At 64.2% G+C, this 14347-nt stretch carries 12 protein-coding genes; 2 read left to right on the top strand and 10 right to left on the bottom strand.

From position 1 onward, the window contains the following. Positions 1-123: 123 nt before the first annotated feature. Positions 124-411 (top strand): GIY-YIG nuclease family protein, encoded by a 288-nt coding sequence (locus GWE18_RS20060; protein ID WP_275187426.1) that lies wholly within the window; start codon positions 124-126, stop codon positions 409-411. 86 nt (positions 412-497) lie between these two features. On the opposite strand, the gene recN is transcribed toward GWE18_RS20060, so the two are convergent. From recN to murB, 8 genes are all read right to left on the bottom strand, one after another. Then, positions 498-2168, bottom strand: coding sequence for a DNA repair protein RecN (recN, locus tag GWE18_RS20055; RefSeq protein ID WP_275187425.1), 1671 nt, complete (start codon positions 2166-2168; stop codon positions 498-500). Positions 2169-2181: 13 nt separating this feature from the next. Next, the gene (locus tag GWE18_RS20050) at positions 2182-3090 is read right to left on the bottom strand and encodes an outer membrane protein assembly factor BamD (RefSeq protein ID WP_275187424.1); all 909 of its coding nucleotides are present in this window, start codon (positions 3088-3090) and stop codon (positions 2182-2184) included. A 308-nt stretch (positions 3091-3398) separates the two neighbouring features. Next, on the bottom strand, positions 3399-4358 hold the full coding sequence (gene lpxC / locus GWE18_RS20045) for a UDP-3-O-acyl-N-acetylglucosamine deacetylase (RefSeq protein WP_275187423.1): 960 nt from the start codon (positions 4356-4358) through the stop codon (positions 3399-3401). A 349-nt stretch (positions 4359-4707) separates the two neighbouring features. Next, complete coding sequence (gene ftsZ / locus GWE18_RS20040; protein WP_275187422.1) at positions 4708-6498, bottom strand: cell division protein FtsZ; 1791 nt, start codon at positions 6496-6498, stop codon at positions 4708-4710. 88 nt (positions 6499-6586) lie between these two features. Beyond that, a complete protein-coding gene (ftsA, locus tag GWE18_RS20035; RefSeq protein ID WP_275187421.1) occupies positions 6587-7906 on the bottom strand; it encodes a cell division protein FtsA in 1320 nt (439 codons plus the stop codon). Next, positions 7903-8889 (bottom strand): FtsQ-type POTRA domain-containing protein, encoded by a 987-nt coding sequence (locus tag GWE18_RS20030; protein ID WP_275187420.1) that lies wholly within the window; start codon positions 8887-8889, stop codon positions 7903-7905. The genes ftsA and GWE18_RS20030 overlap by 4 nt, the downstream gene beginning before the upstream one ends. A 312-nt stretch (positions 8890-9201) precedes the next feature. Continuing rightward, positions 9202-10194: a D-alanine--D-alanine ligase gene (locus tag GWE18_RS20025; protein WP_275187419.1), complete on the bottom strand. Its 993-nt coding sequence runs from the start codon at positions 10192-10194 to the stop codon at positions 9202-9204. Positions 10195-10314: 120 nt separating this feature from the next. Then, on the bottom strand, positions 10315-11235 hold the full coding sequence (murB, locus tag GWE18_RS20020) for a UDP-N-acetylmuramate dehydrogenase (protein WP_275187418.1): 921 nt from the start codon (positions 11233-11235) through the stop codon (positions 10315-10317). A 20-nt stretch (positions 11236-11255) separates the two neighbouring features. Here murB and GWE18_RS20015 point away from each other — a divergent pair, with 20 nt between their 5' ends. Continuing rightward, complete coding sequence (locus GWE18_RS20015) at positions 11256-11591, top strand: GIY-YIG nuclease family protein (protein WP_275187417.1); 336 nt, start codon at positions 11256-11258, stop codon at positions 11589-11591. Between the two features lie 56 nt (positions 11592-11647). Here the strand turns inward: GWE18_RS20015 and murC are convergent, their stop codons facing one another. Beyond that, positions 11648-13051 carry a UDP-N-acetylmuramate--L-alanine ligase gene (gene murC / locus GWE18_RS20010; RefSeq protein WP_275187416.1) on the bottom strand — a complete coding sequence of 468 codons (1404 nt, stop codon included), beginning with the start codon at positions 13049-13051 and terminating at the stop codon, positions 11648-11650. A gap of 158 nt (positions 13052-13209) precedes the next feature. Further along, positions 13210-14310 (bottom strand): undecaprenyldiphospho-muramoylpentapeptide beta-N-acetylglucosaminyltransferase, encoded by a 1101-nt coding sequence (gene murG, locus GWE18_RS20005; protein WP_275187415.1) that lies wholly within the window; start codon positions 14308-14310, stop codon positions 13210-13212. Between the last annotated feature and the right edge of the window lie 37 nt (positions 14311-14347).

Here is a 14347-nt window from a genome sequence, read left to right as displayed (position 1 = left end):
TAAAAGCTAAGTCCCCGTCATTCCGGGGCGATGCACAGCATCGAACCCGGAATCTCGAGATTCCGGGTTCGCGCTTTGCGCGCCCCGGAATGACTGGTTGTTAACAGGCATTTGCAGACAATCATGAGCTACTACGTCTATATCATCGCAAGCCGAAAGGATGGAGCAATCTACATCGGCGTGACCAATGACATTGTGCGCCGCGTCTACGAGCACCGAATAAAGGCCGTGCCCGGCTTCACCTCCAGATACAATATCACACGCCTTGTTTGGTTCGAAATCTACGACGATCCGATCTCCGCGATTTCCCGTGAAAAAGAACTCAAGAAGTGGAAGCGGAGCTGGAAGACGCAGTTGATCGAAACACAGAATCCGCAATGGGAAGATTTGTACGACTCGATCTGCAACTAGGCTCGTCATTCCGGGATGGTCCGAAGGACCAGACCCGGAATCTCGAGATTCCGGGTTCGAAGCTTCGCATCGCCCCGGAATGACGGCTAGGTCGCCGCGCGCAACAGCCGTTCCGCGGCGGCCCTGGCCTCCGCCGTGATCTCCGCGCCGGCCAGCATGCGGGCGATTTCCTCGCGGCGGTGATCGGCGGCGAGCGCGTTGACGCGGGTGGCGACGCGCTTGCCCTTGTCGAGCGCATCCTTGGAGATCAAGAGATGCTGGTCGGCGCGTGCGGCGACCTGCGGCGCGTGCGTCACAGCCATCACCTGCACCTGGCCGGCAAGCCGCGAAAGCCGCGAGCCGATCGCGTCCGCCACCGCGCCGCCGACACCGGTATCGATTTCGTCGAACACCAGCGTCGGCGCCGAACCGCGGTCGGCCAGCACGACTTTCAACGCCAGCAGGAATCTCGACAGCTCGCCGCCGGAAGCGACCTTCATCAGCGGTCCCGGCTTGGTGCCGGGATTGGTCTGCACCCAGAACTCGACGCGGTCGATGCCCTGCGGCCCGGGCGCGTTGGCATCGGTATCGATCTGCGTCATGAACTTCGCGCGATCGAGCTTCAGCGGCGCCAGCTCGGCGTTCACGGCCTTGTTGAGCTTGTCGGCGGACCTAGCTCGGGCTGCAGATAGCTTCGTCGCCGCCGCGCCGTAGCGCTGATCGGCCTCCGCAGCGGCGGCTTCCAGTTTCTTCAACTGATCCGCGCCGGCATCGATCAGTGCCACGTCGGAGGCGAATTTGGCGGCGAGCGCCGCGAGCCCATCGACCGGCGTCGAGTATTTGCGCGAGGCGGCGCGAAGCGCAAACAGCCGCTCCTCGATGCGTTCCAGCTCGGCCGGATCGAAATCGGCCGCGACCAGCGCCGCGCTCAGATGCTGGTCGGCTTCTTCCAGCGCGTTGATCGCGATGTCGATCGCCTTCACCGCCGGCTCGACCAGGGCGGGCGAATTGGCGGCGCGGCGTTCGAGGCGGCGCACCGCCGCCGCCAGTGCCGGCACCGGCGAATGAGGGCCGCTGACCGCCTCCTGCGCCTCGCGCAGGTCGCTTGCGATCTTCTCGCCCTGCATCATGATGGTGCGGCGTTCGGCGAGCGCCGTCTCCTCGCCGTCCTTCGGCTTCAGCGTCTTCAGTTCGTCGGCGGCGTGGCGCAGATAATCCGCCTCACGCGCGGCGCGCTCCATGCTGGCGCGATGCGCGTCGAGCGCGGTGTTGGCGGTGCGCCGCGCCTCCCATAGCATTTCCAGCGCCGCGACCTCCTTATCCAGCCCGGCAAAGGCGTCGAGCAATTGCCGGTGCGTCGAGGTATCCACGAGGGCGCGTTCGTCATGCTGGCCGTGGATCTCGACCAGCGCCGCGCCCACTGCTTTCAAGGTCTGCACGCTGATCGACTGGTCGTTGATGAAGGCGCGGGTGCGGCCGTCGGCGAGTTGCACGCGGCGGAGAATCATCTCGCCGGTATCATCGAGGCCGTTCTCGGAAAGGATCTTTGCGGCCGGATGGCCCTTGGGAACATCGAAGCTGGCCGTCACCTGGCCCTGCTCCGCGCCGTGACGGACGAGGCCAGCGTCGCCGCGGCCGCCGAGCGCCAGCGCGAACGCATCGAGCAGGATGGATTTGCCCGCGCCGGTTTCGCCGGTCAGCACCGCGAGGCCACGGGAGAATTCGATATCGAGCCGTTCGATCAGGACGATGTCACGGATCGACAGACGCGCCAGCATGCGAAGTAAATTCCTAGCCGAGACCCAATTTCTTGAAGGCCCTGGAAATATAGGAACCCTTGTTCTCGCTCGGCTCGAGACCGCCCGACTTTACAAGATTATAGGCGTCCTTGTACCAGCGGCTGTCAGGAAAATTGTGCCCAAGTACGGCCGCCGCCGTCTGCGCCTCGCCGACGATTCCGATCGCCATATAGGCCTCGGTCAGGCGCGCCAGCGCTTCCTCGACATGCCGCGTGGTCTGGTAGCGGGTGACTACTGTCTTGAAGCGGTTGATGGCGGCGGTGTAGTCGCGCTTTTCCATGTAGTAGCGGCCGACGTCCATTTCCTTGCCGGCGAGCTGGTCGCGCGCGCCTTCGAGCTTGGCCTTGGCGGAGGTCGAATATTCCGAGGTCGGATATTTGCGAATCACCTCTTCCAGCGCCGCGATCGCCTTTTCGGTGCGGCCCTGGTCGCGGGAAATGTCCGGGATCTGGTCGTAATGCGAGGCCGCAATCAGATATTGCGCGTAAGCCGCGTCAGGGCTGCCGGGATGCAGCGTGACGTAACGGGTCGCGGCGCCGATGCAACTGTCGTAATCGCCGGAATTGTAGAAGGAATAGGCCGACATCAAGAGCGATTTGCGCGCCCAGTCGGAATAAGGATGCTGGCGATCGACTTCCTCGAATTTCTTCGACGCCGCCTTGTTATCCTTGCGCTGGTTCATCAGGTACAAGCCCTCGTTGTAGAGCTTGTCCGCGGGTTCCTCGACGAACGTATCGTCCTTGGCGGTGAACTTGTCCCAGAGCGCGCCCGTGCCGCATCCGCTCAAGGGAATGGAAAGCGCGATCAGGCCTGCCGCCAGCCGCAGCGACCGTCCGGCGCGAGCGAGGCTGGCAGACCTAAGTGATTTGCGTGGTTCGAGCGTCATACGCTGTGCCGACATGGAATCTGTGACCTGACGCCTTTGATGCGGTTGATGACCGAGCCCGCCTGTCCATGAACCGCGGTCATGGAGCCATATTCCCCGTGCCCAATGCCGTGCCCAATTCTTCAATGGCCCGTGGCCGCCTTGTCGTGCAACTGCAGGCTCTGTAGCCGAAAAATGGTCCTCAACCAACCGAATACGCAGCCAATTCGCCCGGATTAAGGCGGCTGAACGGCATCGTTACCGGTTGTGGTTACTACGGAAAGGCGCCGATAGGGCGCAAAAATAACCCGAAGCCGAAAGTCAGGACGTTTCGCAAGCGTCAGTCAGGAAACGTCCGGACCATAGGCCGGGGCGATCAAGCCGCCCACCATGCCTGCGCCAGCCTCGACATGGCCGCGGGGACGGCGCGCCGGTTCGGCCTCGACCACCCGCCAGGCGCTGCGATCGGCCAGCAGGGCCGTCAGTACGGCGTGGTTCAGCTTGTGACCGCCACGCACCGAGCGGTAGGCGCCGAGCAGCGGCAAACCAGCCAGGGTGAGATCGCCAACCGCGTCCAGCGCCTTGTGGCGAGCGCATTCGTTGCTGAAGCGCAGCCCTTCGCTGTTGAGCAGACGGCTGTCGTCGAGCACCACCGTATTCTCGAAAGAGGCGCCGCGCGCAAAACCGGCGCTCCAGAGCCGCGCGACTTCGTTCATGAAGCCAAAAGTCCGTGCGCGGGAAATCTCGCGGCGGAAGGCTTCGGGATTGAGATCGATGGAATAATTCTGACGCCCGATCACGGGATTGGCGAAGTCGATTTCGACCTCGACGCGGAACCCGTTCGCATGCGGCCGCAACTCGCCGAAGCTATCGCCAATCGCAGCCTGCACCGGCTTCAGCACCTGAATGAAGCGGCGGGAGGCCGACTGGGTGACGATACCGGCCTGATCGATGGCAGCGACGAAGGCGGCAGCGCTGCCGTCCATGATCGGAACTTCGGGGCCGTCGACTTCAATGATGGCGTTGTCCACGCCCATGCCGCGGAGAGCGGCGAGCACGTGCTCGGCGGTGGAAACGAGCGGCCCTTCACGGTCGCCAAGAACGGTCGCAAGATCGGTGGCGACAACGGATCCCGCGACCGCGGGAACTTCGCGGTCGGTCTCTTCAAGGCCGGTACGGACAAAAATAAAACCCGCATCCACAGGAGCAGGTCCGAGCGTCAGGCTAACAGGTAAACCGGAATGAACGCCAACACCCGTGACGGTGGCTTGCGCCCGAAGCGTAGTTTGCCGGCTGAATTTCATTGATAACTGCCCACTACCGACTTCACCCAAAGACGGGAACCGCACGTAAGCAACGATTCGCGTTTCAGGCATCCCCAAGTCACGGCAGACCATAGTCATAGCCCCAAAGCGCACAACTCACGCTTCTTTACGGATTGTTACCCTATCTCTGCCGCATTCGCGCCAAGGGTTAACCAAACTCCGGCTCGGCCGGACGCGGTTCAAGCTGCGATATCTGATCACGGAATGAATAATTAATGATTTAAAATCAGTTGCTTGGCTGGCCTGCGAGACTGGCCGCCGAGCCAAAGAGAAGGGCCCCGGCTGGATCAGCCGGGGCCCTTTGGTTCACCTCGATTGTAACAAAACCTCAGTTGGCCTGGCGTCGGAGGAAGGCCGGGATATCAAGATGGTCGTCGCCCTGTGGCGCCGGCGCAACAGGCGCCGGGCGGCCATGAACATCCAAACCTTGCGGCGCCGGGCGTTTTGCGTACTCCGATACCGGCTCGTGATTCGCGGCCATTTGCTGGGCGACGCTCCGCTGCGGCCTGCGCTCGGGCAGCGGCGCCATCGCCGGGCCGGAGGCGCGCGCCGCGATCGGCGGCTCGGTCTCTTCGTCACGGCGGCCAAGGCCGACATTGGCCAGCCGCTGCAATAGCGACAGCCGGGTCTTCTGCGGATGCTCTTCCTCAGGCTCGCCGCGGGCCTGCCGGATCTCGGCCTGAGCCGGCATCGGAAGGTCCTCGAACTTGGGCATCCGTGGCGCGCGGACGGGCGCACGTTCTGCCGCCTGCGGGATGAAGTTTTCGGGCGTCGCCGGCGTCTCGGGCTCGATGCGAGCGGCCTCCCTGTGGTCCGGGAACAGCGTCGGCTTCTGCGCGATCGGGCGAACCGTGACGTCGCCGTAGGATGCCGGTTGGACCGGCGCCTGTTGCGGCGTCTCAACCGCCGCTGCGATCGCGGCGAGCGCCGCACGCTCGACATTGTTGGACCCGCGCTGCGCCGGCGCAGCGGGAGCCGGAGCAGCCCCCTGCGGCGCAGACGCCGGCTCGAGCTTCTGGGCGCGTTCGGCCAGGCGCGCATTATCGGCGCGCAGGCGAGCGGTCAGTTCGGCCAGCCGGCTGTCCGGCGCAGACGTGGTGGCGGTCGCGGTGGCGGCAGCGGCGGCGGGAGCGGCCGCGTTGCGCGCGATCTGCGCCTGCTCGATGCCGGTGGCAACGACGGAGACGCGGATGATACCGTCGAGCGTCTCGTCGAAGGTGGCGCCGACGATGATGTTGGCGTCCTGATCGACTTCCTCGCGAATCCGCGTGGCGGCCTCGTCGACTTCGAACAGCGTGAGGTCCTTGCCGCCGGTGATCGAGATCAACAGGCCGCGCGCGCCCTTCATCGAGCTATCGTCGATCAGGGGATTGGCGATCGCAGCTTCGGCCGCGGTCAGCGCGCGCTTCTCGCCGGTCGCCTCGCCGGTGCCCATCATCGCCTTGCCCATCTCGCGCATCACGGCGCGGACGTCGGCGAAGTCGAGGTTGATCAGGCCTTCCTTGACCATCAGGTCGGTGATGCAGGCGACGCCCGAATAGAGCACCTGGTCGGCCATCGCGAAGGCATCGGCGAAGGTGGTCTTTTCGTTGGCAACCCGGAACAGATTCTGGTTCGGGATGATCAGAAGCGTGTCGACCACCTTGTGCAGTTCGGCGATGCCGGATTCGGCGGTGCGCATGCGGCGCTGGCCTTCGAAGTGGAACGGCTTGGTCACAACACCGACGGTGAGGATGCCCATTTCGCGCGCGGTCTTGGCAATCACCGGTGCGGCGCCGGTGCCGGTGCCGCCGCCCATGCCGGCGGTGACGAACACCATGTTGGCGCCGGAGAGATGGTCGCGGAGCTCGTCGATGACTTCCTGCGCCGCCGCCGCGCCGACATCGGGCTGGGAACCTGCGCCGAGGCCCTGCGTCACCTGCGTGCCCATCTGCACGATGCGCTGGGCCTTCGACATGGTCAGCGCCTGCGCGTCGGTATTGGCGACGACAAAATCGACGCCCTGCAACCCGGCGGTGATCATGTTATTGACGGCATTGCCGCCTGCTCCACCGACGCCGAAGACAGTAATCCGCGGTTTCAGCTCGCTGATGTCAGGGGGGGTCAGATTGAGTGCCATGATTGCCTCTCTTACGACGCGCGCGTTGGTTCGCCCCGGCCGGCGGCCGCGGGATTTGGTGAAAATCGTTTGGTCACAGGACCGGTCATCAGAAGCCCTCGCGAAGCCATCGTCCGACCTTTCCAAAATAGCCGTCAGTCCCTGTCCTGAGCTGCCGCGTATGCCGCGGTTCGACGTGTTCAAGATGAGCGTATTGCGGATAGACCAGGAGGCCGGCAGGCACCGAGAACGAGGCGCTCTTGGCCTCGTTGGGCAGCCGGCCGAAACCGAGCGGCCGGCCGATCCGGACCTGCCGGTTGAGAATGCGGGTAGCGAGTTCCACGGTGCCGGTGAGCTGGGAGGCCCCGCCGCTCAAGACAACCCGCGCCCGCGGCTCTGCCGCAAAGGGGGAATCCGCGAGCCGGTCCCGGACCATTTCAAAAATCTCCTCGGCGCGATGCCGGACGATGTTGGCAATCGTGGCGCGCGAGACGATCTGCGGCGCATCGTGTTCTTCGCCAGCAGCCGGCACAGACATCAACTCGCGCGCGTCGGACCCGCCGGTCAGCACGGTGCCATATAACGTCTTGATTCGCTCGGCATCCGCAATGCATGCGCCGACGCCGCGGGCAAGATCCATCGTGACGTGCTGCCCGCCGAGCGCAAATCCGCTGGCATGCACGAAGCGCCCGGCGGAATAGGTTGCAATCGTGGTCGATCCGGCACCCATTTCGACCACGGCGGCGCCAAGATCGGCTTCGTCATCGGTCAACACCGACAGACCTGCGACATAAGGACTCGCCGCCATGGCTTCGACATTGAGGTGGCAGCGTTCGACCACCAGCATCAGGTTGCGGGCGACCGTCGCGTCCGCCGTCACCACGTTCATGTCGACGCCGAACTGCCGGGCAACCATGCCACGGGGGTCGCGGATACCCTTGACGCCATCCAGCGCGTAGCCGACCGGCAGCGCATGCAGCACCGTGCGACCCTCGCCGGTGGCGTGGCGCATGCCGGTGGAGGTCACCCGGGTGACGTCTTCAGGGGTGACCGAGCCGCCGCGAATATCGGCGGCGGCCTCGACCAACTGCCCCTGCAGGCGGCCGCCGGAAACCGACAGCAATATTGACTCAACGCGGACCTTGGCCATGCGCTCGGCAAGCGCCACCGCCTGACGCACCGCCTGCTCGCATTCGGCGAGATCGACCACTGCGCCGGCCTTGACGCCGCGCGACTGGATCTGGCTGTAGCCGATCAATTCCACCGCATGGGTGCGGCCGCGCAGCGCCTCGCTCGGCGGCGACGGTTTCAGCCGCGCGATCATGCAGGCGATCTTGCTGGTGCCGATGTCGAGCGACGCCACCAGCGCCGTGCGCTTGTGGTCGACGGGCCGCGTCTTCGGGGTCTGGTTGCGATCGAGGCCGGTCATGCGTCACCGGCCTTTTTCTTAGGCTTCTTGTCCTTGAACAGTTCTTCGCGGGCCTTGGCCGCGTCCTCCGACAATTGCACCGTCAACCGGTCCGGCAGGCGCATGTCGACGGCGACGATGTCGCGCGAGAACAGCCGCTCCTCCTTGTCGAGCTTGCTCAACACGGCAAGCGCATTGCCAATGTCGTTTTCCGGCAGGCGAATGTCGAGGCCGTCCTTCAGCCGCAAATTCCAGCGTCGTTCGCCCACGAAGATCGCGGCCTTGGTCACCGAGCGAACGTGCGGATAGCGGTCGAGCAGCGCAAGGAAATCGCGGGCCCTGACATCGGCGCCCTTGCCCACCACCAGCGGCAGCGTCACGAAGCGGCGCGACACGTAGGGTTCCAGCACCGCGCCGTCCTCCGAGATCACGGACAGCCGGCCGTCCTGCTGCCACAGCGCGAAAGCCGTGCGCTCGACGATGTCAATCTGCAACTGGCCGGGATAAAGCTTCAGGATAGTCGCGTCCGATATCCAGGCATTGGCCTTGAGCTTGTCGCGCACGGTGGCGGCGTCGAGGAACAGCAGCGAGGAGCGGCCGTTGACGCCGCCGATCGCAAGTACCTCGTCCTGGCTCAATTGCTTGCGGCCGTTGATGACGACGGTCGTGATGCGGAAGCCGGCCGAATTGGCCAGCGCGTTGCGGGTGTCGCTGAGTGCAGCCAAAAAGTCGTCGAGGTGACCGCCCTTGACGATGCCGAAGCCGGCGCTGCCGAGCAGCATCATCACGGTCAAAGCGACGCCAAGGCGATTCGGAAGGTAGCGTTCGATCAGCAGGATCACGCGATTCGACGGCGCGCGATCGATCACGGGCCGCGCCGGGACACGGGCAGGACGGCCCAGCCGCTCGCGCAGCAGCACGACCGCTCCAATAGCGGCTGCTTTCAGGTCAGCCTGGGGCCCCCGCGATCTCAGTGACCGCCCGAGGCGTCCTGCACCATCCATTGCACGAGCCTGTCCAAGTGTTGTTCCCGCAAGGGTTTTTGCGAGTCCTGGCTCAGATGACGTCTCGGCGGTGCCGGACTTAAGTGCTGACCTGAAGTCGGAACAGCGCACACCCCGGCAGCCAAGCGCCACATGCGCCGCCAGCGTTAACCTTCGTTCTTCCTGGTAAACAAAGTGTAAAAACGGGGGGCTCGCGCCGCGCTTTGACCCGTCTTTTGAGTGGTTTGCCGGACAATTCTTAGGATTTTAGCAACAATTCTCGTGTCGAGGTTAGTTCCCGGTTAACGGCCTGTTAACGGGCCGGCCGGCCGGTCACGCCCGTTCCCGGCTGCGCCGCACGGCCAGAGTGATCTGATCACGCAGGAAATCCGGAAATTCGATGCCCTGGACCTTCAGCGCCTTCGGGTAGAGCGAGGCCGCGGTGAGGCCCGGCAGCGTATTGGTTTCCAGGAAAATCGGCCCCTTCGGCGAGATGATGAAATCGGTTCGGGAATAGCCGCTGCACGATAGCGCCCGGTGGGCCCGCAGCGCCTGATCCATGATCGCGGCACTGACCTCGGGCGAGAAGCGCCCCGGACAGATCTCCTGGGTCGATTTGAGCAGATACTTTGCCGTGTAGTCGAAGGTGCCCTCCCCCGGCACGATCTCGATCGGCGGCAGCGAAAACACCTCACCGTCGGACCGTTCCAGCACCCCGCATGTCGCCTCCACCCCCGAGACGAACGGTTCGATCAGATATTCCTCGGACCGGGCGGCGTTGCGCACGGCGACGAGATCCTGCTTGGCGTTGACGAAGATCAGGCCGTAGCTCGAACCGTCGCGCGCCGGCTTTGCGATCAGCTTGCCGTGTTCGGCAAAGGCCGCGTCCAGATTTTCCAGGGTAATGCCAGCCGGCGCCGCGACGCCCGCAATCGCCGCAAAACGCTTGGCCGCAACTTTGTCGAAGGCGAGATTCGACGACGCCGAGCCGGACCCGGTGAAGGGGATCCTGCGCATTTCGCACATCGCCTGCAGTTCGCCATTCTCGGCGCGGCCTCCGTGCAGGCCCAGCAACAGCACGCGATCCTCGGCCTTGGCCTTGTCGAGCGCCGCCTCGAGAGCAACGCCGCGGTTGCCCGGCTTGAATTCGTCTTCGAACGGACGCGCGTGCTCGAGCAGGATCTTCGAGCTGACCTCGTGCACAGTATCCGCCACCGACCAGAACCAGAGATCGGCTTCCGGCAAGGCCCGATGCAGCGCCTGCGCGCTCGCAACCGAGACGAGGCGCTCCTTGTTGGTACCGCCGAAGAGAATGGTCGTTCGCATCAGTCTCTACCTATCCGTCATTCCGGGGCGATGCGAAGCATCGAACCCGGAATCTCGAGATTCCCCGATGCGCAATTGCGCATCTGAGGTCTGCTCCTTCGGAGCATCCCGGAATGACTACTAGACCGGAATTCCGATCCGCTTGATTTCCCAGTGTAGCTCGATTCCAGAATTCGCTTTAACCCGCTCCCGCACTGTTTCGCCCAGCGTTTCAATATCATGGCCGGTAGCGTTGCCGGTGTTGATGAGGAAATTGCAGTGCATTTCCGAGACCTGCGCCCCGCCCACGCGAAGGCCGCGGCAGCCGGCGGCGTCGATCAGTTTCCACGCGCTGTTACCGGGCGGATTCTTGAAGGTCGAACCGCCGGTCTTTTCGCGGATCGGCTGCGCGGTCTCGCGATGGGTCTGAACCTCGTTCATCCGCGCGCGGATGGTTTCAGAATCTGTGATGGCGCCTTGAAAGCGCGCCGACGTGAAGATGATCGACGGGTCGACGCCGCTGTTGCGGTAGACGAACTTCATGTCGGCGTTGGCAAAGACGTGCTTCGTCCCGTCGCGGCCGATGCCTGTGGCCTGGACCAGCACGTCCTTGGTCTCGCGGCCATTGGCGCCGGCATTCATCCGCAGCGCGCCGCCGATGGTGCCGGGAATGCCGAAGAGGAATTCCATGCCGCCGATGTTTGCGGCGGCCGCAGTCTCGGCGACGCGCTTGTCGAGCGCCGCCGTGCCGGCGGTGACGATATCGCCTGAAGCGGAGGTCTCGCCGAACGCCCGCGGCGACAGGCGGACCACCACCCCCGCCATGCCACCATCGCGCACGATCAGGTTGGAGCCGACGCCGACGACATAGACCGGCAACTCCTTCGGCAGAGCTTTGAGGAAATAGGCGAGATCATCTTCATCCGCCGGCGTGAACAGCACCTGCGCCGAGCCGCCGACGCGAAACCATGTCAACTCCGCCAGCGACTGGTTCGCCAGCAACCGCCCGCGCAGCTCCGGCATCGCGGCTTTCAGCTCAGAGGTGATGTCGGGGAAGGTCATGCGAGCTCTCTCAATTCGTCATGGCCGGGCTTGTCCCGGCCATCCACGTCTTGCAGTATCTCGGCATGGCAGGTGGATACGTCTACATTCTGACCAATCGTCCCAACGGCGTTCTCTATGTCGGGGTCACAAGTGATCTTGTCCGCCGGATATTCGAGCATCGTTCCGGGTTCGTCGATGGTTTTATCAAGCGGTACGGATTGAAGCGACTGGTATATTTCGAACAATTCGACGATATCCGAGACGCGATCCAACGCGAGCACAACATCAAGCATTGGCCTCGCGCCTGGAAGGTTCGAAAGATTATCGCCATGAACCCGGATTGGAACGATCTCTTCGAGACCATCGCAAAGTGAAGACGTGGATGGCCGGGACAAGCCCGGCCATGACGAGACCGAGAGCGAATGTCCCATCACCCCAACGCCTTCAATTCGCCGGGCAGCGCGTAAGCCCATTGCGTGATGTTGCCGGCACCAAGACACACGACGAGGTCGCCGGGACTGGCGAGACCGCGAACGACTTTTGCCAGTTCCGCCGAACTCGGCAGCGGGATCACCTCGCGATGGCCATGGGCGCGCAGGCCGAGCACGAAATTGTCGCGGTCTATCCCTGCGATCGGCGCCTCGCCGGCCGGATAAACCTCGGCGACAACAACCGCGTCGGCGTCATTGAAACAGGTGCAGAATTCCTCGAACAACGACTGCAGCCGGGTGAAGCGATGCGGCTGCACCACCGCGATGATCTTGCCGCTATAGGAGTCGCGCGCGGCCCTCAATACCGCCGCGATCTCGACGGGGTGATGGCCATAGTCGTCGATAACAGTGACGCCGTTCCACTCACCGGTGCGGGTGAAGCGCCGTTTGACACCGCCGAAACCGGCGATGGCCTGGCGGATCGCCTCGTCAGAAATGCCAAGCTCATGCGCGACTGCAATCGCGGCCGTTGCGTTCGAGGCATTGTGCCGCCCAGGCATCGGCAGCGTGATGTCTGATATCTCGTGGGTTGCGTCAGTCTTGCGATTGCGGATCGCGACCTTGAATTTCGATCCGCCGGCGATCGGCGTCAGGTCCATCAATCGTGCATCGGCCTGCGGGTTCTCGCCATAGGTGATGATGCGGCGATCCTCGATCCTGCCGACGATGCTCTGCACCACGGGATGGTCGATGCACATCACCGCAAAACCGTAGAACGGCACGTTCTCGACGAAGTTGCGAAACGCGTCCTGGATCGCCTCAAAAGTCTTGAAATGATCGAGATGCTCGGGGTCGACATTGGTAACGATGGCGACATCGGTCGGCAGTTTCAGGAACGTGCCGTCGCTCTCGTCGGCTTCAACCACCATCCAATCGCCGGCCCCCAGCCGCGCATTGGTGCCGTAGGCGTTGATGATGCCGCCATTGATCACGGTGGGGTCGAGATTGCCGCCATCCAGAAGCGCCGCCACCATCGACGTGGTCGTGGTCTTGCCGTGGGTACCCGCAATTGCGACGCAGCTCTTCAGCCGCATCAATTCGGCCAGCATCTCGGCGCGGCGCACCACCGGAATGCGCTGCGCGCGGGCCGACATCAGTTCCGGATTGTCGCGCTTGATCGCGGTTGAGACCACGACCACGTCGGCGCCGTCGACATTCTCGGCGTTGTGGCCGATCGAGACGGTGATGCCCTTCTCCCGTAGCCGCGCGACATTGCCGCTTTCGGAGGCGTCCGAGCCCTGCACGGTGTAACCGAGATTGCAGAGAACTTCGGCGATGCCGCTCATGCCGATGCCGCCGATCCCGACGAAGTGAATGGGTCCGATTTCGCGCGGCAGTCTCATGAATGTTTCCTTGGACATCATCGCCCGCCTTGCGCGATTGCGCACAAGGGCGGGGCGATCCAGTGTTCCGCGAAGCCGAGGCTCAAATCAGGCGCCGCGGAGTACTGGATGCCCCGCTTTCGCGGGGCATGACAAGGGGCAATTTTGCGGACAACCGCCTAGATTCCGGCCGTTTTCAGCACCAGATCGGCCAGCCGCTCGGCGGCATCGAGCCGGCCGACCTGACGGGCGGCCTCCGCCATCGCGGTCAGCCGCGCAGGCTCGGCGGCAAAAGCGGAGATTTCCGCCGCCAGCCGGTCGGGCGTGAACTCTCCTTGCGGAATCCGCAACGCACCGTTCACCTGCGCCAATACGCCGGCATTGGCGAACTGGTCCTGATCGATCGCGCCGGGCAGCGGCACCAGGATCGAGGGACGGCCGATCGCGGCGAGTTCGGCCACCGTGCCGGCGCCGGATCGCGAGACCACCAGGTGGCTGGACGCAAGGCGCGCCGGCAGGTCGCTGAAGAACGGCGCCAGTTCGGCCTTGATCTTGAGCCGGTCATAGACCGCCCGCACCCGCGCCATGTCCTCCTCGCGCACCTGCTGCGTCAGGACCAGGCGGCTCCACAGCACCGGCTCGAGCCGTTCGACGGCTGATGGCACGATGTCGCTCATCACCCGCGCGCCTTGGCTGCCGCCGACCACCAGCAGACGCAGCGAGCCGTTCGGTTCGGGCGACGCAAACGGGATCGCGGCGGCCGCGAGTATCGCCGGCCGCATCGGCGTGCCGACCGTCGCGGCTTTTCCCGCAAGATCAGGATCGCGATCGAGAACGCCAGGCAGCGAGGTCGCGATCGCATTGACGCGGCCGGAGAGAAAACGGTTGGCGCGGCCGAGCACCGCATTGGCATCGTGAATAACGCCGGGCACGCCGAGCAGCCTTGCTGCGATCAACGGCGGCAGCGTCGGATAGCCGCCGAAGCCGACCACGGCCGCAGGCTTCAGCCGCCGCACCAGATTGACCGCGACCAGCATGCCATAGCCGAGCATGAAGCCGGTGCGCGCCAGCGCTACAGGATTGCGGCCGCGCAACGTCTCGCTCGGCACCACGTCGATATTGTCGGGGGTGAATAGGCCACTGTAGCGCAATGCGCGGGCATCGGTCGCGAGCCGCACGCGCAGGCCGCGCTTGATGAGCTCGACGCCGAGCGCCTCTGCCGGGAACAGATGGCCGCCGGTGCCGCCCGCGGCCAGCAGAATCAAAGGAGCGTTATCCATGGCCTCAGATAGCCGACGGCGCGGCGTTCGTCATCAA

The organism is Bradyrhizobium sp. CSA112, from assembly GCF_029051645.1.
GTDB lineage: Bacteria > Pseudomonadota > Alphaproteobacteria > Rhizobiales > Xanthobacteraceae > Bradyrhizobium.
The sequence above is the reverse complement of the archived record's forward strand: the minus strand, read 5'-3'. Positions and strand labels throughout refer to the sequence as shown.